Source organism: Rhizobium sp. R634, from assembly GCF_002211305.1.
Lineage (GTDB): Bacteria > Pseudomonadota > Alphaproteobacteria > Rhizobiales > Rhizobiaceae > Rhizobium.
Map to the genome: position 1 here is coordinate 151,412 of NZ_LOKW01000024.1, position 18,976 is coordinate 170,387.

The 18,976-nt window shown below is 64.2% G+C and carries 18 protein-coding genes; 7 read left to right on the top strand and 11 right to left on the bottom strand.

The window, feature by feature from the left end; all coding sequences use genetic code 11:
* Positions 1-38: 38 nt before the first annotated feature.
* Positions 39-1,760, bottom strand: a complete 1,722-nt coding sequence (locus ATY77_RS21255) for a response regulator (protein WP_088688718.1) — start codon at positions 1,758-1,760, stop codon at positions 39-41.
* A gap of 183 nt (positions 1,761-1,943) precedes the next feature.
* Here ATY77_RS21255 and mutL point away from each other — a divergent pair, with 183 nt between their 5' ends.
* Entirely contained in the window at positions 1,944-3,746 is a 1,803-nt protein-coding gene (mutL, locus tag ATY77_RS21260; protein WP_088688719.1) for a DNA mismatch repair endonuclease MutL, read from the top strand.
* A 67-nt stretch (positions 3,747-3,813) separates the two neighbouring features.
* Positions 3,814-4,047: a DUF2093 domain-containing protein gene (locus tag ATY77_RS21265; protein ID WP_088678541.1), complete on the top strand. Its 234-nt coding sequence runs from the start codon at positions 3,814-3,816 to the stop codon at positions 4,045-4,047.
* A gap of 36 nt (positions 4,048-4,083) precedes the next feature.
* Here ATY77_RS21265 and lpxK read toward each other — a convergent pair whose 3' ends face one another.
* The 6 genes from lpxK to ATY77_RS21295 form a co-directional block, all read right to left on the bottom strand.
* Positions 4,084-5,145 (bottom strand): tetraacyldisaccharide 4'-kinase, encoded by a 1,062-nt coding sequence (lpxK, locus tag ATY77_RS21270; RefSeq protein WP_088688720.1) that lies wholly within the window; start codon positions 5,143-5,145, stop codon positions 4,084-4,086.
* A gap of 92 nt (positions 5,146-5,237) precedes the next feature.
* Positions 5,238-5,960, bottom strand: a complete 723-nt coding sequence (locus tag ATY77_RS21275) for an HAD family hydrolase (RefSeq protein ID WP_088688721.1) — start codon at positions 5,958-5,960, stop codon at positions 5,238-5,240.
* Positions 5,961-5,969: 9 nt separating this feature from the next.
* Positions 5,970-7,289, bottom strand: a complete 1,320-nt coding sequence (gene waaA, locus ATY77_RS21280) for a lipid IV(A) 3-deoxy-D-manno-octulosonic acid transferase (protein WP_088678544.1) — start codon at positions 7,287-7,289, stop codon at positions 5,970-5,972.
* 170 nt (positions 7,290-7,459) lie between these two features.
* On the bottom strand, positions 7,460-7,708 hold the full coding sequence (locus ATY77_RS21285) for a DUF4170 domain-containing protein (protein ID WP_088678545.1): 249 nt from the start codon (positions 7,706-7,708) through the stop codon (positions 7,460-7,462).
* Between the two features lie 62 nt (positions 7,709-7,770).
* A complete protein-coding gene (locus tag ATY77_RS21290) occupies positions 7,771-8,580 on the bottom strand; it encodes a 3'(2'),5'-bisphosphate nucleotidase CysQ (protein ID WP_088688976.1) in 810 nt (269 codons plus the stop codon).
* Positions 8,581-8,585: 5 nt separating this feature from the next.
* The gene (locus ATY77_RS21295; RefSeq protein ID WP_088688722.1) at positions 8,586-9,932 is read right to left on the bottom strand and encodes a TldD/PmbA family protein; all 1,347 of its coding nucleotides are present in this window, start codon (positions 9,930-9,932) and stop codon (positions 8,586-8,588) included.
* Between the two features lie 118 nt (positions 9,933-10,050).
* Here ATY77_RS21295 and ATY77_RS21300 point away from each other — a divergent pair, with 118 nt between their 5' ends.
* The 4 genes from ATY77_RS21300 (at position 10,051) to ATY77_RS21315 (ending at position 14,288) form a co-directional block, all read left to right on the top strand.
* Positions 10,051-11,865: a monovalent cation:proton antiporter-2 (CPA2) family protein gene (locus ATY77_RS21300; protein ID WP_088688723.1), complete on the top strand. Its 1,815-nt coding sequence runs from the start codon at positions 10,051-10,053 to the stop codon at positions 11,863-11,865.
* Between the two features lie 86 nt (positions 11,866-11,951).
* Complete coding sequence (locus tag ATY77_RS21305; RefSeq protein ID WP_088688977.1) at positions 11,952-12,356, top strand: hypothetical protein; 405 nt, start codon at positions 11,952-11,954, stop codon at positions 12,354-12,356.
* A gap of 89 nt (positions 12,357-12,445) precedes the next feature.
* On the top strand, positions 12,446-13,822 hold the full coding sequence (locus ATY77_RS21310) for a PepSY domain-containing protein (RefSeq protein ID WP_088688724.1): 1,377 nt from the start codon (positions 12,446-12,448) through the stop codon (positions 13,820-13,822).
* 13 nt (positions 13,823-13,835) lie between these two features.
* Positions 13,836-14,288 carry a copper uptake system-associated protein gene (locus ATY77_RS21315; protein WP_088688725.1) on the top strand — a complete coding sequence of 151 codons (453 nt, stop codon included), beginning with the start codon at positions 13,836-13,838 and terminating at the stop codon, positions 14,286-14,288.
* Between the two features lie 3 nt (positions 14,289-14,291).
* Here the strand turns inward: ATY77_RS21315 and ATY77_RS21320 are convergent, their stop codons facing one another.
* The 3 genes from ATY77_RS21320 to ATY77_RS21330 are packed head-to-tail and all read right to left on the bottom strand — an operon-like array spanning position 14,292 to position 17,736.
* Positions 14,292-15,173, bottom strand: a complete 882-nt coding sequence (locus ATY77_RS21320; protein ID WP_088688726.1) for a patatin-like phospholipase family protein — start codon at positions 15,171-15,173, stop codon at positions 14,292-14,294.
* Positions 15,174-15,188: 15 nt separating this feature from the next.
* On the bottom strand, positions 15,189-15,749 hold the full coding sequence (gene rsmD / locus ATY77_RS21325) for a 16S rRNA (guanine(966)-N(2))-methyltransferase RsmD (protein ID WP_088688727.1): 561 nt from the start codon (positions 15,747-15,749) through the stop codon (positions 15,189-15,191).
* Entirely contained in the window at positions 15,730-17,736 is a 2,007-nt protein-coding gene (locus ATY77_RS21330; RefSeq protein ID WP_088688728.1) for a pseudouridine synthase, read from the bottom strand. The genes rsmD and ATY77_RS21330 overlap by 20 nt, the downstream gene beginning before the upstream one ends.
* 72 nt (positions 17,737-17,808) lie before the next feature.
* Between ATY77_RS21330 and ATY77_RS21335 the strand changes: the two genes are divergently transcribed.
* Positions 17,809-18,264 (top strand): nucleoside deaminase, encoded by a 456-nt coding sequence (locus tag ATY77_RS21335; protein ID WP_280950756.1) that lies wholly within the window; start codon positions 17,809-17,811, stop codon positions 18,262-18,264.
* A gap of 63 nt (positions 18,265-18,327) precedes the next feature.
* On the opposite strand, the gene ATY77_RS21340 is transcribed toward ATY77_RS21335, so the two are convergent.
* A complete protein-coding gene (locus ATY77_RS21340) occupies positions 18,328-18,957 on the bottom strand; it encodes a hypothetical protein (RefSeq protein ID WP_088688729.1) in 630 nt (209 codons plus the stop codon).
* Positions 18,958-18,976: the final 19 nt, after the last annotated feature.

Below are 18,976 nucleotides of genomic sequence, written 5' to 3' on the forward strand. Positions count from 1 at the left end.
CACGGACCGCCCAAAATCTAGGGGGTGACCGGCATTCGCTAGTTTCGCGCCCGGGCAGCCTCCCCTATCAGATATTTTTGAAATACCATTTCGATCATGTCAGGGCTGACCGGTTTCATGATGACATCATCCATGCCTGATTTGACGCATTCGGCGCGGTCGCGCTCGAAGGCCTGGGTCAACACGCCGATAATCGGCGTGCGGAAGGCGTCACCGGTTTCTTCCATCTGGCGGATGAGGCGCGCGGCCTCAAAGCCGTTGAAGCCCGGAAGGGAAATATCCATCAGCACGATCTGCGGCCTGTGTTCGGCCCAGAGGCGCACGGCCTCATCGCCGGTCGCCGCGATGATGTGGCGATAACCGAGGCCCTCGAGGATCTGCGAGAAGACGATCTGGTTGATGTCGTTGTCCTCGGCGACGAGAACCTGCAGCCCCGTGACTTCGTCGGAAATGCTGATTTCCCAATCCGCATCCGCCCCGATGGCGCCGCGGCTGTTGCGGTTGAAATGCCGGGCGATCTGGAAGGTCAGTTCGTTGGCGATCTGGAATCCGTCCATGACGAGGGTCGGAATGCCATATTGTTCGGCGAGTTCGAGGCAGCGCATGCCCATCTGGTTGTCGATGATCAGAAGGTCGAGTGAAATACCGGAGGAGGTGGCGATTTCCAGGAACCGCTCCTCCTCGTCCTCGCCGCGCACCGAGCAGGATTCGAAGCCGTATTTCGACAGCGTGCGCAAAGCGGCGGTTTCGGCGGCAAGATCGGCGGTGACGACGAGAATCTTACGGCCGGAGAAATTCTCCGGAACGATCGCTTCCATCGCCGCCGGCTCGCGCCGTTCGACACCGCTCGGCAACGGCACATAGGCCCGGCGATAGCTCTGGTTGCTCGATGTTGTGATCGCCGACGCCCGATCGAACTCGTCGAGATCGGCGCCGTCGCGCGGCAGGTCCTGGGTGGTGGACACCAGGAAATAGCGGCCGGGTTTGCCGATGCGATGCTTGCGGCTGACGATGTCGCGCTCAATGCCGTCCCGAGAGATCTGGCGCTGGCGGGAAACGGACATTTCGCCGGTCTCCAGCACGTGACGATCGCTTTCCTCGAACCGCGTGGCGATCTCCGGAGAAAAAAGATCGGCGCTCTTGCGGCCGAGCACCTCGTCGGCGCTCGTCTGGTATTTCTCGCAGAAGGCGAGGTTTACGGCGACGTAAGTGAGATTACGGTCCTTGACGAAAAGCGGGAACGGCAGATTGTCGAGAATGTCCTCGGTCAGTTGCACGCGCTCCAGATCGGAGCGCCACTGCTGCTCGCGCTTCTTGTCCTCCGAAATGTCGGAGATCACGGTGACGCCGTAGCCGTTTGGCAGCCTGCGTTTGACGAAACGGACCCAGCTGTCGGTGCCATGGCGCTCGACCGCGTCGAAGCGCTCGCGCCAATGCGAGGCGATCTTCTGCGACAGCCAGTCCTCGCGGCTGAGCGAGCCGCCCTGCCTGACATCATATTGCTGGCGGATGCCGGTGTCATAAACCGCGCCCAGGAAATCGCGCAGCCGCGTGCCGGGCTTCAGCATCTCGGGCGGCAGCGGGAAGAAGTCGAGAGTCTGGCGGCTGGCGAAGATCAGATGATCGTTCTTGTCGTAAATAATGAAAGCCGCCGAAAGGCTGTCGCACACCGCGTCGAAAAGCGCCGTCTGGAGATCGGCCCCGGCGAGCGTCCCGTCGGTTTGCGATGATGTGTCCGCCTTTTCGAAGCCGGCACTCATTCCATTTCGTCCCACATCTGTTCGATTTCGCGGCTTCCGGAGGTGTGTGATTAGAAATGCCATTTTTCTGTTAAAACCGGCTTAACACTACCGATCCCCCAATTTGGGGGAGCCGCGCATCACAGTTGCGCGAAGCGATCCGAAGCCCCTTCCCTCCAGCCCGCGAATCCCCGAAAATAGCGCATGGCCATCAGACAGCTCTCCGAAACGCTCATCAACCAGATCGCCGCCGGCGAAGTCATCGAGCGGCCGGCGAGCGCGGCCAAGGAACTGATCGAAAACGCGCTCGATGCCGGCGCGACGCGCATCGAGATCGCCACCGCTGGCGGCGGCAAGGCGCTTCTGCGCGTCAGCGACAACGGCTCCGGCATGGACGCGGCCGATCTGGAGCTGGCGGTCAGGCGCCACTGCACCTCGAAAATTTCCGAGACGCTCGAGGATATCCGCACGCTCGGCTTTCGCGGCGAAGCGCTGCCCTCGATCGGCTCCGTCGCAAGGCTCAGCATCGCCAGCCGCAGGCGCGACAGCGCAGGCGGCAACGAGATCGCCGTGACCGGCGGCAAGATCATGCATATCAGGCCGGCCGCGGCCAATCCCGGCACGATCGTCGAAGTGCGCGACCTGTTCTTCGCCACACCGGCGCGGCTCAAATTCCTGAAGACGGAAAAAGCCGAGGCCGGCGCCATCACCGAAATCGTCAAGCGCATGGCCATCGCCTTTCCGGCCGTGCGCTTCGTGCTGTCGGGTTCGGACCGCGCGACGCTGGAATTTCCGGCGACCGGCGACGATCATCTGGCCCGCATGGCGCAGGTGCTCGGCAAGGAATTCCGCGACAACGCCATCGCGCTCGACGCCGTGCGCGAGGAGGTTTCGCTGACCGGCTTTGCCGGCGTGCCGACCTTCAATCGCGGCAACTCCGCTCACCAATATGCCTTCGTCAACGGCCGGCCGGTGCAGGACAAGCTGATCCTGTCGGCGATCCGTGGCGCTTATGCCGAAACGATCCCTTCAGGACGCTTTCCGGTCGCGGTGCTGTCGATCACGCTCGATCCGGCGCTCGTCGACGTCAACGTGCATCCGGCAAAGTCCGACGTGCGCTTTCGCGATCCGGGTCTCGTGCGCGGCCTGATCGTCGGCGCCATCCGCGAGGCTCTGGCGCGCGACGGCAGCCGGGCGGCGACAACAGGGGCGAGCGACATGCTGCGCGCCTTCCGCCCCGGCTTCCAGCCGAGTGCAGAACGGCCGCGGGGCGGATGGTCGGCCGAGACTTCGCCTTTCCGGCCCTATCAGCCGGCAGCCGGTTTCAGCGAACGGCCGCAACCTTCCTTCGACGGGCTTTCGATGCCGACGGCGCGAGCCGAGCCGCAGCCTGCCGCCGCGCCGGCAGCCGCCGAAACAATCACGCGATACCCGCTCGGCGCCGCACGGGCGCAGATCCATGCAAATTACATCGTCGCCCAGACCGAGGACGGCCTCGTCATCGTCGACCAGCATGCCGCCCATGAGCGGCTGGTCTTCGAGGCGATGCGCAAGGCGCTGCATTCGAAGCGGCTCGCCTCACAGGTGCTGCTCATTCCGGAGATCATCGACATTCCGGAAGAGGATTGCGACCGGCTGATGCAGCATGCCGGCGAACTTGCCGAGCTCGGCCTTGCGATCGAGCGCTTCGGCCCCGGGGCGATCGCCGTGCGCGAAACGCCGGCCATGCTCGGCGAGGTCGATGCGCATGGCCTCATCCGCCAGCTGGCCGACGAGATCGCCGAATGGGACACGGCCTCCGGCCTTTCGGCGAAGCTCGAATATGTCGCGGCGACCATGGCCTGCCATGGATCGGTGCGCTCCGGGCGGCGGCTGCGGCCGGAGGAAATGAACGCGCTGCTGAGAGAAATGGAAGTAACTCCCGGCTCCGGCCAGTGCAATCACGGCCGGCCGACCTATATCGAATTGAAGCTCAGCGATATCGAGCGGCTTTTCGGCCGAAGCTGAAAAAGCTGGAAAAGCGGCCCTGCCGGGAGTATGGCAGACTGATGACAGGCTGCAGGGAACGGAGCACATGAATTTGTTCGAAGGGCACGGGAACCGCGAGGCGAAGATCCGCTATCTCGATGGCGATTTCCAGATTCTCTCTCCCGGTTCCTACGTCGTCTGCGCGATGAGCGGGAAGCATATTCCGCTCGACGAGCTGCGCTACTGGAGCGTCGCCCGGCAGGAACCCTACGCAGACGTCGGCACTTCGCTCGAAGCCGACAAACGCGCCGGCGTGCTGCCGAACCAGCGACGTTCGTGAATTTTACTTTACCCAGGGCGGCTGCCGACCGCTGAATTAAGCGCTCGGGCGGGAATTGTTCCCCGCCTTCATTTCCCGCAGGCGCCGTTCGCGGCAGGCGACGATCGCCCGGTCGATAATCAGTCCCGCTGCGAGATGATCCTCGAACACCATATCAACCTCGATCACCCGGCATTTTTGCGCCAGTTGTTCGGCCTTGCCCTGATGACCGGCGAGGCGGACGAAATCCTTAGAAGTGGTGACGATCAGCAGACCCTGCTGCTCGGCGGTCGCCAGGAGGTCGTCGATCTCGTCCTCGGTCAGGTGCTCGTGATCACCGAAGCTTTTGGCGACCGCGATTTCGGCGCCGCGCGACTCAACGGTGCGGAAGAATTTGGCGGGATCGGCGATGCCGGCAAAGGCGAGAACCTTGGTGCCGGCGAGCGTATTGTCGCCGCGCACCTTCAGCGAGGCGGTGAAATAGGGCTTGGCCGCCCGCGCCGCCATGCGCACGATCCGGTCGGCGGCATTGCCGCTGCCGACTTTCAGCAGGGCCGTCGCATGGCGCAATTGCTGGCGGATCGGCGCGCGTACCGGTCCGCCCGGCACGATATGGCCATTGCCGAGGCCGCGCGTCGCATCGATGACGAGCAGGGCATAGTCGATCGCCAGCCGAGCGCTCTGGAAGCCGTCATCCATGATGATGAGATCGGCGCCCTTCGCCACCAGCCGCCGAGCCCCGTCGACGCGCCTGCGGGAAATCACCGTCAGGGCCTCCCGGGCAAGCAGCAGCGGCTCGTCGCCGACGGCGAGCGCCCGGTGGTGGTCGGCATCGACCACCGTCGTCACATCGATCGAGCCGCCATAACCCCTGCTGAGAAAACCCGGCTTCAGCCCCTTGGCCTTGGCGGCGCGAGCGATTGCCAGCGCAGTCGGCGTCTTGCCGGCGCCGCCGACGGTGAAATTGCCGACGCAGATAACGGGAATGGGAACGGAGGCACGGCGCGCATGGGCCATGCGGTGGCCGGCAATACGGCCATAGAGAAAAGAAAGCGGCGAGAGCAGCCAGGCCCTCCAATCGGCTTTCCTCCACCAGAACGGCGGCGCTTCTGAAATCATTTTGCCGTTCCGCTCCCTGACCGGCCGGAGAATTTCCGTTTTCCCGGCCGGATTGAGAGGTCAAAACCGATGAAAATGCAAGCCCTTACCGATCAGGCCGGCTGCAGGTCCGGCAGCAGCGTCTCGATGCCGGTGATATCGTCGAGCACGTGATCGGCCGCGGCGGCAAGCGAGGAGCGCGAACCCGTGCCTGTCAGCACCGCTATCTTAAGCCCCGTCCCGGCATTGCGGCCCATATGTAGATCATGATTGTTGTCGCCGACCATGGCGACTTCGGCCGGCGAAAGACCGGTCGCGGCGCAGAAGCCGAGGACCATGCCGGGCTCCGGCTTGACGCCGAAGCCGCTGTCGTAACCGGCGATGTAATCGACATATTCGGAAATGCCGAAACGCTGGGCCGTCTGGCGGATCGAGCGCTCATTGTCGCTGGAGGCAATACCGAGCTTGAAGCCGCGCTGTTTCAGGCGGGAAAAGAAAGCCGCGAGATCGGTGACCGGCACGGAGAATTCGGCCGCGTTGGCAAAGAGATTGTCGAGCTTGATCGTCAGCTCGATGACGTCGACCTTGGAGCCGGCGCCGACGAGGCCTTCGGCGATCTGGCGGGTATTGCCGGCGGCAAGCAGGCTGTCGGGAACGATATGGCCGGTCACCGGATCCATGCCGCATGCGGCGAGAAGATGGTCCGCCAGGGCGGCGTCGTCTTCGGCAGCGATGCGCGCAAGCTCGCGGTTCACCGGCAGCCAGCTCTCGTCATAATCGAGCAGCGTGCCGTCCTTGTCGAAGAGAATGCCTTTGATATGCGCCGCAGCCGACATCGTGCCTCCTCAGACCTGCGCCATGGCTTTCGGCAGCAGTCGCGCCTTGACGGTGAGCGGATTGATATAGGGTTCCAGCCCTCTGACCGTCGCCGACAATGCGCCACGCATGTCGTGCACGGCGGTGATGCCGGCCTCGATCATGCTGCGGCGGGCCTCATCATTGGTCAGCAGGTAATGCACGCCCTTGGCCAGCATCTCGGTATCGCGCACCATGCGGGCGCTGCCGCTGCGGGCAAGTTTCTGATAGGATTCGCGGAAATTCTGCACATTGCCGCCGGAGAGGATGGCGCAGCCGAGCATGGCGGGCTCCAGCGGGTTCTGGCCGCCTTCGGCAAAAAGCGAGCGGCCGACGAAGGCGACCTCCGTCAGTCTCAAATAAAGGCCCATTTCGCCGATCGTATCGCCGAGGAAGACATCGACATCGGCCGACAGGACATCGTCGCGGGTGCGGCGGGCAACTTTCAGTCCTTGCTTGACGAGAGCCGCCTCGATCTCGTCGCTGCGCTCGGGATGGCGCGGCACGATGATCGTCAACTGGCGATCACGCTCCTTCAGGGCGCGATGAACGATGCCGGCGGCATTCTCCTCGCCGTCGAAGGTCGAGATCGCCGCCCAGGTCTTGCGCTCGCCGATCTGCTTCTTGTAGCGGGCGAAGACAGCGCTGTCATAAGGCGGGGCGTCGGTATCGACCTTGAGGTTGCCCGAGGTGATGACGGGGACGGCGCCGAGATCACGGAAACGTTCGGCATCGACGTCCGACTGGGCGATGACGAGGGCGAGATTCTCGAACAGCGCCTCGGCGATTGCCGGGCGGCGGCGCCAGCGGGCAAAGGAGCGGTCCGACATGCGGGCATTGACCAGGATCTGCGGAATGCGGCGGCGGCCGAGCTCCAGCACCGTCGCCGGCCAGATCTCGGATTCGGCGATGATGGCGCAATCGGGCTGCCAGTAATCGAGGAAACGGCTGACGGAGGGTTTCAGGTCGAGCGGCACATATTGATGGATCGCCTCATTGCCAATGCGCTCGGCGGCGAGCCTGGCGGAGGTGATGGTGCCGGTCGTCAGGATGACATGGATATCGCGGCGGCGGATTTCACGGATCAGCGGGATGACGGCGTTGGTTTCCCCGACGCTTGCGGCGTGGAACCAGACGAGCGGGCCTTGCGGCCGGTTGGCGCTCGGATAGCCGAAGCGCTCCAGGCGGCGCGCGCGGTCTTCCTTGCCCTTGGCCGTGCGGTAGGTGAGATAGAGGCCGACGACAGGAGAGGCCACGGTTCCCGCCAGACGATATGCGCTCAGACCGAACCGCGCCATCCGGGAGCTCATTGCGCCTGCCTCCGATCAAAAGCGATCGCCATCAAACCCCATTCCCTAATTATCGTTGCGGCCGGAATGGCCGATCATTTTGTTCAGAATGCGTCAAACGAGCCGCCTGCCGGGCGGCCGACGCGCGAATTCCGCTCAAGGAGCGTTTGGCCGTCGGCATGGACCAAAGGTCAGTTGCCTTTGGCTTTTTCCTGCGGATCGAGCAAACGATGCATGTGGACGATGAAGTAGCGCATATGCGCATTGTCGACCGTCTGCTGCGCCTTCGACTTCCAGGCCGTCAGCGCCGTGGCATAATCGGGGAAAATGCCGACGATATCGAGACCGCTTAGATCACGAAACTGCACATCATCGAGGTTTTCCAGCTCGCCGCCAAAAACGAGGTGCAAAAGCTGCTTCTTGTCACCGGAGTCGGTCATTTTCTTGTTCTCTTTCTGCTAGTCTCCTCCGCCAATCCATCTGCGGGATTTTGACGGAAACGTCAACTGTCTCGTCGTCCCGGAAAGGCCGCGAGGAACTCATTGATGCGGGACGCGGGCGCGGCGCAGAGAACCTTGTGGGTCACGTCGGCGCGGTTGTAGAGGATCGGCCTGCCGGCGAGATCGACGAGAGCGCCGCCGGCGCGGGCGAGGATCAGATCGGCGGCAGCAAGGTCCCAATCGTGCGAATTGCCCTTGACGAAGGTGCCTTCGAGGCGACCGTCCGCCACCATGGCGATGCGATAGGCGAGCGAGGGAACGTGCTTGTGGCGCGTGACCCGATCGCGAAACTCCGGCGCAAAGGTTTTCAGCAGGTCCTCGCCGATCGCAATGCGGCTCGTCTCCTCCGGTCCGGCATTGGAGACGGTGAAGGCCGATCCGTTTTTCAGCGCAACCCCGCCTTCGGCGGCTTCATAGAGCTCCTCCAGCGCCGGCGCATAGAGCACGCCGGCGACCGGCCGGCCGTGATGGACGACCGCGACGCTGACGCACCAGACCTTCTGTCCGCCGAGGAAAGCGCGCGTGCCGTCGATCGGATCGACGATGAACAGCGTCTCACGCGAGAGGCGGTCGGCATCGTCCTCGGTTTCCTCAGACAGCCAGCCATAATCCGGACGGGCCTTGCGCAGGATCGTTTCGAGCGTCTTGTTGGCGGCGAAATCGGCGGCGCTGACGGGAGAGCGGTCCTCGTTTTTCCACCAGACCTCGGGAGACTGGTTGAAGAAGCTGAAAGCGACCGCGCCTGCCTCTCTCGCCGCATCGGCGATCAGTGCGAGATCGCTCTGCCAGCGGCTGTTATCGCTCTCGCTCATCATCTCTAGCGCCCTGCGAGCGTCATGCCTTCAATGGCGAAGGTCGGGGCTGCGACGCCGAACTTGCGGTCGATGTCGTTTGCCAGCGTCAGGCGCATGAACATCTCCTTGAGGTTCGAGGCGATCGTCACCTCGGACACCGGGAAGGTCAGTTCGCCATTCTCGATCCAGAAGCCGGTGGCGCCGCGGCTGTATTCGCCGGTGATCATGTTGACGCCGTGGCCGATCAGTTCGGTGACGTAAAAACCGTTGCCGACGCTGCGGATCAGCTCATCCGGCGAGACGTCGCCGGGTTCCAGGGCAAGGTTGGTCGAGGAAGGGGTGACGGAGCTGCCGCCGCGCACGCCGCGGCCGTTGGTTTCAAGACCGAGCTCGCGGCCGGTCGAGGTCGAAAGGAACCAGTGCTTCAGCACGCCGTCCTCAATCATCACCAGCCGCTCGCCGGAGACGCCCTCGCCGTCGAAGGGCCGCGAGGACGGGCCGCGGACGATCAGCGGATCGTCGGTGATCGACAGGCCCGCCTTCAGCACCTGCTGGCCCATCTTGTCACGCAGGAAGCTGGTCTTGCGGGCAACCGCGGCGCCGTTGATCGCTCCGGCGATATGGCCGACGAAGCCGCGCGCGACACGCGGATCGAAGACGACGGTGACACCCTTGCCGGTCGGCACCTGGCGCGGATTGATGCGTTTGACCACCCGCTCGCCGGCGCGGCGGCCGATTTCGGAGGGATCGTCGAGATCGGCGTAATAGAGGCGGCTGTCGAAATCATAGTCGCGCTCCATGCCAGTGCCTTCGCCCGCAATGACGCTGACGGAATGGCCGAAACGGGAGGCCATGTAGCTGCCTGCAAAACCGTGGGAGGTCGCAAGAACGAGGCCGCCCATGCCGGCCGATGCGCCAGCGCCGGAAGAATTGGTCACACCCTCGACCGCAAGCGCCGCCGCCTCGGCGCTAAGAGCGGCCTCGCGCAGCATCTCGGAGGAGACCTCTGTCGTGTCGAGCAATTGCAGGTCTGGATAGGATTTCGAGAGGTTCTCCTCATCCGCCAGGCAGGCGAAGGGATCCTCCGGGGAAACCTTCGCCATGGCGACGGCGCGTTCGGCAAGCGCCTGGAGATCGAAACCCGGATTGGCAGAAACGCTGGCGACGCGCTTGCCGATGAAGACGCGCAGCGAAAAATCGTCGCTTTCGGAAGACTCCGTTCCCTCGACCTTGCCGAGGCGCACGCTGACCGATTGCGAGCGCGACCGGACGACGACGGCGTCGGCAGCGTCGGCCCCAGCCTTCCTTGCCAGATCGATCAACTGAGTTGCGCGGGAAAGAAGTGTCGAGGAATCGATTTCAGAGGACATGATTTGGCCTTTCCTTCGGCTTCCATTTATTGTGCACTCTCCCAGGCATCAAGGCCGCCGCCGCCGATTCTTTGTCGGGGCTGCCCGCATGCTCCCCGCCATGGAAAGAAATTGCAGCATGTCCGCGCCCAACGAGTTTTTTTCCGAAACGATCCTGCTGCTCGGAGGCGCAGTGGTCGCAGCCCCGATCTTCAAGAAGCTCGGGCTTGGGACGGTGCTCGGCTATCTCGCGGCAGGCATCGTCATCGGCCCGGTCTTCCACGGCATCACGGACGGCGAACAGATCCTCGCCGTGGCCGAGCTCGGAGTCGTCTTCCTGCTCTTCATCATCGGGCTGGAGCTGAAGCCCAGCCGCCTCTGGCAGATGCGGCGCGATATCTTCGGCCTCGGCACCGCCCAGGTGGTGCTGACGGGACTGGCGCTGACGGCGCTCGCCTGGCTTTCCCATGTCGTCGACTGGCGCGGCAGCATCGTTGCCGGATTCGGCCTGGCGCTCTCTTCGACGGCTTTCGCCATGCAGATCCTCGAGGGTGACGGCGACGTCAACACGAAATACGGGCAACGCTCCTTCTCGATGCTCCTGTTTCAAGACCTGGCGATCGTGCCGCTCCTGGCGCTGATCACCATTCTCGACGGCGGCGACAAGGGCAGCAACGCGCCGCTCCTGGATTTCGCGGTGGCGATCGGCGCGGTCGCGGCGATGATCGTCATGGGCCGCTATCTGCTGACGCCGCTCTTCCAGGTCATCGCCCGGACCGGCGCGCGCGAGGCGATGATCGCAGCCGCGCTCTTCGTCGTCATGGGATCGGCGAGCCTGATGCAGCTTGCCGGGCTTTCGATGGCCATGGGCGCCTTCCTTTCCGGCGTCATGCTGGCCGAATCCTCCTACCGGCACGAGCTGGAGGCCGATATCGAGCCGTTCCGCGGCGTGCTGCTCGCCATCTTCTTCATCGCCGTCGGCCTGTCGCTGGAACTCGAGGTTCTCGTCGACAACGCCGTCTTCGTCCTCGTCGCCGTGCCGATCGTCATGGCGGTCAAGGCGATCATCATCTACGGGCTCTGCCGGATCTCCGGCTCTTCGCACAATGATGCGATCCGCATCGCGTTCCTCCTGCCGCAGGGCGGCGAATTCGGTTTCGTGCTGTTCACGACGGCGGGCGTGGTCGGGCTGATGTCGACGAGCACGGCTTCTCTGCTGGTGGCGATCGTCACGCTGTCCATGGCGCTGACGCCGATCGGCGCCGCGCTTTCGAAGCGGCTGCTGAGCGCCGATGAAGAGGAAGAACTGGACGAGGATTTCGAAGGCGCAGGTGCCGACGTGCTGATGGTCGGCTTTTCCCGTTTCGGCCAGATCGCCGCCCAGATCCTGCTTGCCGGCGGGCGCAGCGTCACGGTCATCGATTTTTCGGCCGACCGCATCCGCCAGGCCTCCTCCTTCGGTTTCCGCATCTATTTCGGCGACGGCACGCGCAAGGACGTGCTGCGCTCGGCCGGCATCGACCGGGCGAAGATCGTGCTTGTCTGCACGCAGAAGAAGGAGATCACCGACAAGGTGGTCGAACTGGTGCAGGCGGACTATCCGCACACGCGGCTTTACGTGCGCTCCTACGATCGCATCCACTCGATCGAACTGCGCAACAAGGGCGTCGATTACGAGCTGCGCGAAACGCTGGAATCCGGCCTGCTCTTCGGGCGGCGAACGCTGGAGGCGCTGGGCGTTGCCGAGGTCGACGCCTATGAAATCGGCGAGGATATCCGCAAGCGCGACGAGGCGCGTCTGGTGCTGCAGGTATCCGAAGGCCTGCAGGCCGGGCGCGACATGCTGTTTTCCCACCCCGTCCATCCCGAACCGCTGGTCAAGCCGAAACGGGCTACCGATCCCTTCGAGGACGATCCGCTGGCCGGAACGGTGGATGTGACGGCGGATGCGTGACCGCCTCCCGTTTGCAAAATTGACGCATTGAACAAGCGCTGAGCAGCGTCTATCAACCGGCGATCGGAATGATCCGTGAGGGAATGTTGATCAGGCGGGCAGGACAAATCGAACAATGGGCACTGCGCATCCTCTGCGCCGTCGCGCTTGTTTTCGTCGGCTTCGCCCATCAGGCTCCCGCCGCAGCCGCCGATCCCGGTCCGGCTGAATTCTCGCAATATGTGCTTCCCGATGGAACGCTGCCGACGCTATGCGTGACCGTCAGCGACACGTCCGACCACGGCCAGCACGGCAAAGCCCATTCGCATGGTTGCGAGGCCTGCCGGATCAGCGCTTCGACCCTGTTGCCGGCGCCGGCTGATGTCGCCGGTCTTCCGATACCCTTTGCCGTCGCGGCCGAACTGCCGATCCCCGACGAGCCCTTCCAGCGCCAGCTTTTCCCGCCCAATACCGGCCCTCGCGCGCCTCCTTTCCATCCGATCCCTGCCTGAACCTCGTGTTGCGGCGGGCGCCGTAACGCGCCTTTCAACACCGGCCGACCTGCATGCGTGCCATCGGCCGTGGATACGGATCCATTCTCATGTCGACCATTCCTGCTGCCGAACCGGTGGAGGGCGCCATCGATGGCGTTTCGCTCTATCGCGCCATCTGGCGCTGGCATTTCTTTGCCGGGCTTCTCGTCATACCCTTCATGCTCAACCTGGCGATCACAGGATCGCTCTATCTCTTCAAGGATGAGATCAACAGCACCTTCTTCGGCTACCGTTACGTCGTCCAGCCGGCCGGCAAGGCGCTCCCGGCCGAGCGGATCGCAGCGATCGCCGCATCTGCGGTGCCGGGCTCCATCGTAACCTCCTACAAGGATCCGGCCCTGCCGGAACGATCGGCCATCGTCACCGTCGCCTCCCGCGAGGCCGGCGCGACGCTGGTCTTCGTCAACCCCTATGATGGAAAGGTGCTCGACGCGGTCGGACCGACCGACGAGTTCAACTATGTCGTCAAGCGCATCCACAGCCTCGCCTATTTCGGCCGCGGGACGAACCTGCTGACCGAAATTGCCGGCGGCTTCGCCATGGTGCTCGTCGTCACCGGCATTTATCTCTGGTGGCCGCGACGCCAGACGGGCGGCGTCATCACCGTGCGGGGAACGCCGAGCCGCCGCGTTTTCTGGCGCGACATGCACGCGGTGACCGGCGCTTTCGCAGGTGTGCTGATCTTCTTCCTGGCGATTACAGGCATGCCCTGGTCGGGCTATTGGGGAGCCAATGCCAATGCCTGGCTGACCGAGCAGGGCCTCGGCTACCCCGTTCAGCTCTGGGACGACGTGCCGAAGTCGCGCAAAGTAACCGAGGATATTCTCCCGAAGAGCGGCTGGATCATCGAGAAGGCGCCCGTCCCGCTTTCCGATATCGCCGCGGCGCAGTCAGCCAAGCCGATCGGCCTCGACAGAGCGGTGGAGATCGCCAGGCGGCTCGGCATGACGCCGGGCTTCGATATGACAATCCCTTCCGACGAGACGGGCGTCTATACCGCTTCCGTCTATCCCGACGATCTCTCCGGCGAACGCACCGTCCATATCGACCAATATTCCGGCAAGCCATTGATCGATATCGGCTTCGGCCAATATCCCTTCCTTGGCCAAGCACTCGAGTGGGGCATCAATGTCCACCAGGGACAGGAATGGGGGCTTTTCAACCAGTTGCTGATGCTTGCAACCTGCCTCGCCATCATCCTGAGCTGCGTGACCGCCGTCGTCATGTGGTGGAAACGGCGCCCGGCCGGCCGCCTCGGCGTGCCGCCCATGCCGCCAAGGCGCTCGGTCTATTCCGGCCTGTGGGTGATCGTCGTCATCTTTTCCCTCGCTTTTCCGATGAGCGGGCTCGCCATTGTCGCCATGATCGCCTTCGACCAGATCGTCGTGCGGTTCGTACCGCCCTTGAAACGCGTTCTTGCTTGAGGAAGGGCATCAGATGAAGACGATCATCGCTATCCTTTTCGCCGTTCTGTTTGCATCCACAGTATCCGCAGATGATGACCCCCGGCAGGCGATAGCTGCAACGCTGAAGACGATGTTCGAAAGGCCGGAGAAACCTCTCGATATCACGCCGGTCGTCGTTCAGGCCGATTGGGCGATCGCCGGCTGGCGACAGGATGGGCGCGGCGGGCGCGTCCTGATGAAGAAGACGCATCATGGCTGGAGCGCCTATCTCTGCAGCGGCGACAGCCTCAGGGAGGCCGGGACGCTGGAGAAGCTCGGGCTTTCGGCGAATGACGCCGCCGGGCTGGCGGCCGGACTGAAGGAGGCTGAGGCAAGCCTTGATTCTTCCGCGCTTGCGCTCTTCTCGAGCTTCGAAGGCACTGTCATGATGATGGATGAGGCATCGAAGGACGCAGGCGGCGGCCATGAGGGCCATGCCCCATAAGAACTAGCGTTTCAAGCGCGCTTCGATCTCGCGGTCGAGGGCGAATTTCAGGTCGTCCTTGACCCCGACGGACATGGCGAGCACTTCGCGGGCTTTGAGAAAATCCATAACGCCGGTGCGCCCGACCGTCGGGCGCAGGAATATGTGCGGCTGACGCAGCTTCAGCTTCAGCGTGATCGCCGTCTGCATCATCAGCTGGCCGGAGCCGAAGATGCTTTCCATGCGGTTCGGAATATGGGTGCCGTCGCCTTCGGGTGCGCCGACGACATCGATCCCGACGACGATGTCGGCGAGATCCATCAGGCATTCATAGGGCACCGGATTGCTGATGCCGCCGTCGATCATCACCCGGCCGTGCAAGCGCACCGGCATGAAGACCGCGGGAATGGCGGAAGAGGCAGCGAGCGCCGGGAACAATTCGCCGCCTTCGACGATGACTTCGTGCTGGCCGTAATAATCGGTGGTGATGACCTTCATCGGGACGAGTAGATCCTCGAACCGCGCCGGCAGCTCGGACGGCAGGAAGGCCTTGAGGATCCGTTCCAGGTTGAACTGGCCGATGCGGATCCCTTTCGCCACCGCATCACGCACGGTCGCCGGCCTCAGGCCCCAGATGCGGCTGACGACGGCCGTCTTGTTGCCGACGGTGGCCAGCGCATGTTCGCGGATTTCCGCGCCGGACATGCCGGCGGCCATGCCGGCCCCCATGATCGACCCGATCGACGAACCTGCAATCGCCACGGGGCGGATGCCGAGCTCATCAAGCGTTTCGATGATATGGATATGGGAAAGTCCACGCGCGCCGCCGCCGCCGAAGGCAACCGCGACCGTTGGAAGATCGCTGATTGCAGGCAGTTTCGGACTGATGATCTCTGCCTGCTGCACGCCCCGCGCTCCCGCCTATTGCGGCTGATACCGGAAAAAATGCACCCTCGTATCGCCAAAGATGCGGCTTTCGAGGAAAACATAGGAAGGGTGGACGGAAACGACAACGTCGGCGCGCTCTTCGAGCACGGCAATCGCGCCCACCCGCAGCCAGCCGCCCTCGGCCGCCGCCGCCATCGCCTTCTCACCGAGACCCTTGCCATAGGGAGGATCGGCAAAAAGCACGTCGAAAGCTTCGAGATTGCCGACGCTGCCGAGATCGGTCGCATCGCGGCGCAGGATGCGCGTGCGGCCGTGCAGGCCGAGCGCATCGATGTTTTCCCAGAGCAGCGCCCTGCCCTCGACGCTGTTTTCGACGAAGAGCGCATGGCGACAGCCGCGCGAGACCGCTTCCAGACCGACAGCGCCGGTTCCGGCGAAAAGGTCGAGGATCCGGGTGCCGTCGACGCAATCCGGATAGGCATGGCTCAATATATTGAACAGACTCTCGCGCGTCCGGTCGGCAGTCGGCCGGATATCGTTGGATTTCGGCACGGCGAGAGGCCGTCCGCGAAACTCACCGCCGACGATCCGCACCGCGCGTCATTCCCTTTCCTCTAGCACCACCTCTGGACGGGCCGCCTGATGGCCTGTCGCCGCCCGGCTTGGCGCCCTTCGGCTTGCCGGAAAATTTCTTCGGCCCGCCCGGCTTGGCCGCAAAGCTCTTGCCGCGCGGCTTGTCATCCGAAGGCTTGTCGCGGAACGATCCCTCGCCACGCGGACGCTCCGAGCGCCCCTCACCGGCAAAACTTCTGGCTGCCCGCGGGCGCTCATCACCATCCTCGCGCGGCCGGCGATCACCACGCGGCTTGTCGCCGAAGGGCCGATCCCCACGTGAAGGACGATCACCGAAAGGCCGGTCGCCGCGCGGACGCTCCGAACGGGCCTCACCGGTGGAGGCTCTGGCAGCACGCGGACGCTCGTCGCCATCCGTACGCGGCTTGCGATCACCGCGCGGCTTGTCGCCGAAGGGGCGGTCGCTACGCGAAGGACGATCGCCGAAAGGCCGGTCGCCGCGCGGACGCTCGGGACGGCCTTCGCCGGCAGTTCTGGCACGCGGACGTTCGTCACCTGCTTCGCGCGGACGGCGGTCGCCGCGCGCCGGGCGGTCGCCAAAACCGCGCTCTTCGCGGCCCGGACGATCCCCGAACGGACGCTTGCGGCCGCGGCCTTCGCCTTCATCCTTGCGATTGGGCTGCTCGCTCGAGCGGATCCATTCGCCGTCCTCCTCGCGCACGCGATTGATCTGGGTGCGCGGTCGATCCTCGATGTGGTGGGAACCGGTACTCTTTGCCGGCGCCTGTTCGCCGCGCCGGCGCGCGGTCTGCTCATTCTTGGCGGCTTTCGCGGCCGCCTTTTCGCCGAGCGGTCGGGCGCCCGGCGCCATCCAGACATTGGCGCTGCGGCGCTGGCCGAGCGGCTCGGAGCGCTTCGGCTTCTCATCATCCCGGCGGCCACCGTCGCGGCGATCGTCATCGCGGCGCCCGCCACTGCGGCGGTCGTCCCGCTTGGTGTCGAGGCGGCTCAGCGCCCTTTCGCGCTTGTCTTCGTCGCGGCGCGGCCGCTCACGCTTCTCGGGTGCAACGGCCTCGGCCTCTTCCTCCGCGGCGACGGCCGGGGCGTTATAGATCGGCGCGTCGAAATTCGCCTTGGCTTCCTCGATCAGGCGCGGGCCGAGCTGGTCGCGCAGCGTGCGGCCGCGCACTTCGATGACATGGCCTTCCGGCAAATCGCCGAGTTGGAACGGCCCATAGGAAATGCGGATCAGGCGGTTGACGTCGAGGCCAAGCGCGCCGAGCACGTTCTTGATTTCGCGGTTCTTGCCTTCGCGCAAGCCCATGGTGATCCAGACGTTCGAGCCCTGGGTGCGGTCGAGCGTCGCCTCGATCGATCCGTAGAGCACGCCGTCGACGGCGATGCCATCCTTCAGCTTGTCGAGCGCTTCCTGATCGATCTCGCCATGGGCGCGGACACGGTAGCGCCTCAGCCAGCCGGTCGCCGGCAGCTCCAGCGCGCGGGCGAGGCCGCCGTCGTTGGTCAGCAGCAGCAGGCCTTCGGTATTGATGTCGAGGCGGCCAATCGACATGACGCGCGGCAATTCTTCCGGCAGGTTGTCGAAGACGGTCGCCCGGCCTTCCGGATCGGCATTGGTGGTCACCAGCCCGGCCGGCTTGTGATAGAGCCAGAGCCTGGTGCGCTCGATGCCCCGGATCGGCACGCCGTCGACTTCGATCCGGTCGGCGAGCGTGACGTTGACGACGGGCGTGTCGAGAACCGTGCCGTTCAGCGTCACACGGCCTTCCATGATCATGCGCTCGATGTCGCGGCGGGAGGCGACGCCGGCGCGCGCCATCACCTTGGAGATGCGCTCGGCCTTGGCCTCGCCATCGGCTTCGGCCGCGATCGGGCGCGCGGCGGCAGTCTTTGCCGGCTTCGCGCCGCCTGTCTTGGGGCCGGCTTTCGGCCTGTCATCCCGTGAAAAGGGTTTTGCGCCCGGGCGTTTTGGCTTGTCTTTGGATGTCATTTGTTGTTTGCCTGCCTTTTGGGCCTGTCTATCAGGTCACGCATCTGCGGTTAAGTGGAAATTGTCGCGATCATGAAGACAAATCGTTTCATGGAGATGGCGCTTGAGGAAGCGCGCGCGGCCGGCGAGCGCGGTGAAGTGCCGATCGGCGCCGTCGTGGTGGTCGACGATATCGCCGTTTCACACGCCGGAAACCGTACGCGCGAGCTGAAAGACGTCACCGCGCACGCCGAGATCGTCGCGATCCGGCTCGCCTGCGAAGCCCTCGGGCAGGAGCGTCTTACCGGCGCAGATCTCTACGTGACGCTGGAGCCGTGCACCATGTGCGCGGCAGCCATCTCGTTTGCGCGTATCCGCAGGCTCTATTACGGCGCCGAAGATCCAAAAGGCGGGGCTGTCGATAATGGCGTGCGATTCTATGCACAGCCGACCTGCCATCATGTTCCGGAGGTCTATTCCGGCTTCAACGAGATTCAGTCGGCCGAAATCTTGCGGACATTCTTTTCGCAACGGAGAGAGACGCCGTAGCGCCGGGGCGCCATCGTCTTCTCCCGAGGCCTGAATGGAAGCGGCGCCTAAGCGCCGCACACGTTATTGCAGGAAGTTCCACCACTGCTTGCCGGAGTTGGCAATCGCCGCGTCCTTCTTGCGCTTCTTCTGCTTCTTGAGCTCGGGCTCGCCGACATCGTCGAGCTTCGCCGGGTCGTCGACGGTGCGATAGCCGGGCGGCGGATCGGAGATCGAGCGGCGCTGATCGACATAGGAGCCCTTCTGCAGGGCGCGGGCTTCGCGATAGGCCTGGGTCTGGGCTTCCGTCGTGCGGCGGCCGCCTTCGATCGCCGAGCTGGCGAGCGGCGAGCGATAGTTCGGATTGTCGGAGTTTGCATCGGCTTCTCCAACCAGGCGAGCGCGGGTTTCCTCCGGCGATTCAAGCCACTGCGGATTGTCCTTGTTGGCGATCGTCTGCTGCGGCGCCACGAGAGTCTCTCTCTGGCCCTCGGCCGGCATCACCAGCGTCGGACGCGGGGAATATTTGACGCCCTTGTTCTTCGGGCCTGGTCCGGTCAGCGACACGGACTGGCCGAGGTCGTCGGTCAGCTGCTCCATGGCGGTCTTGTCGGTGCCGTAGGTCGGGCTGCTGGCGCAACTGGACACCAAGGAGCATCCCGCCATGACAACAGACAGGCAGGCGCCCATACGGAACCAATGCGTTGCGAACATGAAAACCCTTCCAGCCACC

Bases quoted from the DNA above. Each gene is read 5' to 3' on its own strand.
- ATY77_RS21340 (WP_088688729.1), bottom strand. From the start codon at position 18,957: ATGTTCGCAACGCATTGGTTCCGTATGGGCGCCTGCCTGTCTGTTGTC.
- ATY77_RS21290 (WP_088688976.1), bottom strand. From the start codon at position 8,580: ATGAGCGAGAGCGATAACAGCCGCTGGCAGAGCGATCTCGCACTGATC.
- ATY77_RS21255 (WP_088688718.1), bottom strand. From the start codon at position 1,760: ATGAGTGCCGGCTTCGAAAAGGCGGACACATCATCGCAAACCGACGGG.
- ATY77_RS21265 (WP_088678541.1), top strand. From the start codon at position 3,814: ATGAATTTGTTCGAAGGGCACGGGAACCGCGAGGCGAAGATCCGCTAT.
- ATY77_RS21330 (WP_088688728.1), bottom strand. From the start codon at position 17,736: ATGACATCCAAAGACAAGCCAAAACGCCCGGGCGCAAAACCCTTTTCA.
- ATY77_RS21315 (WP_088688725.1), top strand. From the start codon at position 13,836: ATGAAGACGATCATCGCTATCCTTTTCGCCGTTCTGTTTGCATCCACA.
- ATY77_RS21300 (WP_088688723.1), top strand. From the start codon at position 10,051: ATGTCCGCGCCCAACGAGTTTTTTTCCGAAACGATCCTGCTGCTCGGA.
- ATY77_RS21285 (WP_088678545.1), bottom strand. From the start codon at position 7,708: ATGACCGACTCCGGTGACAAGAAGCAGCTTTTGCACCTCGTTTTTGGC.
- ATY77_RS21335 (WP_280950756.1), top strand. From the start codon at position 17,809: ATGAAGACAAATCGTTTCATGGAGATGGCGCTTGAGGAAGCGCGCGCG.
- ATY77_RS21295 (WP_088688722.1), bottom strand. From the start codon at position 9,932: ATGTCCTCTGAAATCGATTCCTCGACACTTCTTTCCCGCGCAACTCAG.
- mutL (WP_088688719.1), top strand. From the start codon at position 1,944: ATGGCCATCAGACAGCTCTCCGAAACGCTCATCAACCAGATCGCCGCC.
- lpxK (WP_088688720.1), bottom strand. From the start codon at position 5,145: ATGATTTCAGAAGCGCCGCCGTTCTGGTGGAGGAAAGCCGATTGGAGG.
- waaA (WP_088678544.1), bottom strand. From the start codon at position 7,289: ATGAGCTCCCGGATGGCGCGGTTCGGTCTGAGCGCATATCGTCTGGCG.
- ATY77_RS21310 (WP_088688724.1), top strand. From the start codon at position 12,446: ATGTCGACCATTCCTGCTGCCGAACCGGTGGAGGGCGCCATCGATGGC.
- ATY77_RS21275 (WP_088688721.1), bottom strand. From the start codon at position 5,960: ATGTCGGCTGCGGCGCATATCAAAGGCATTCTCTTCGACAAGGACGGC.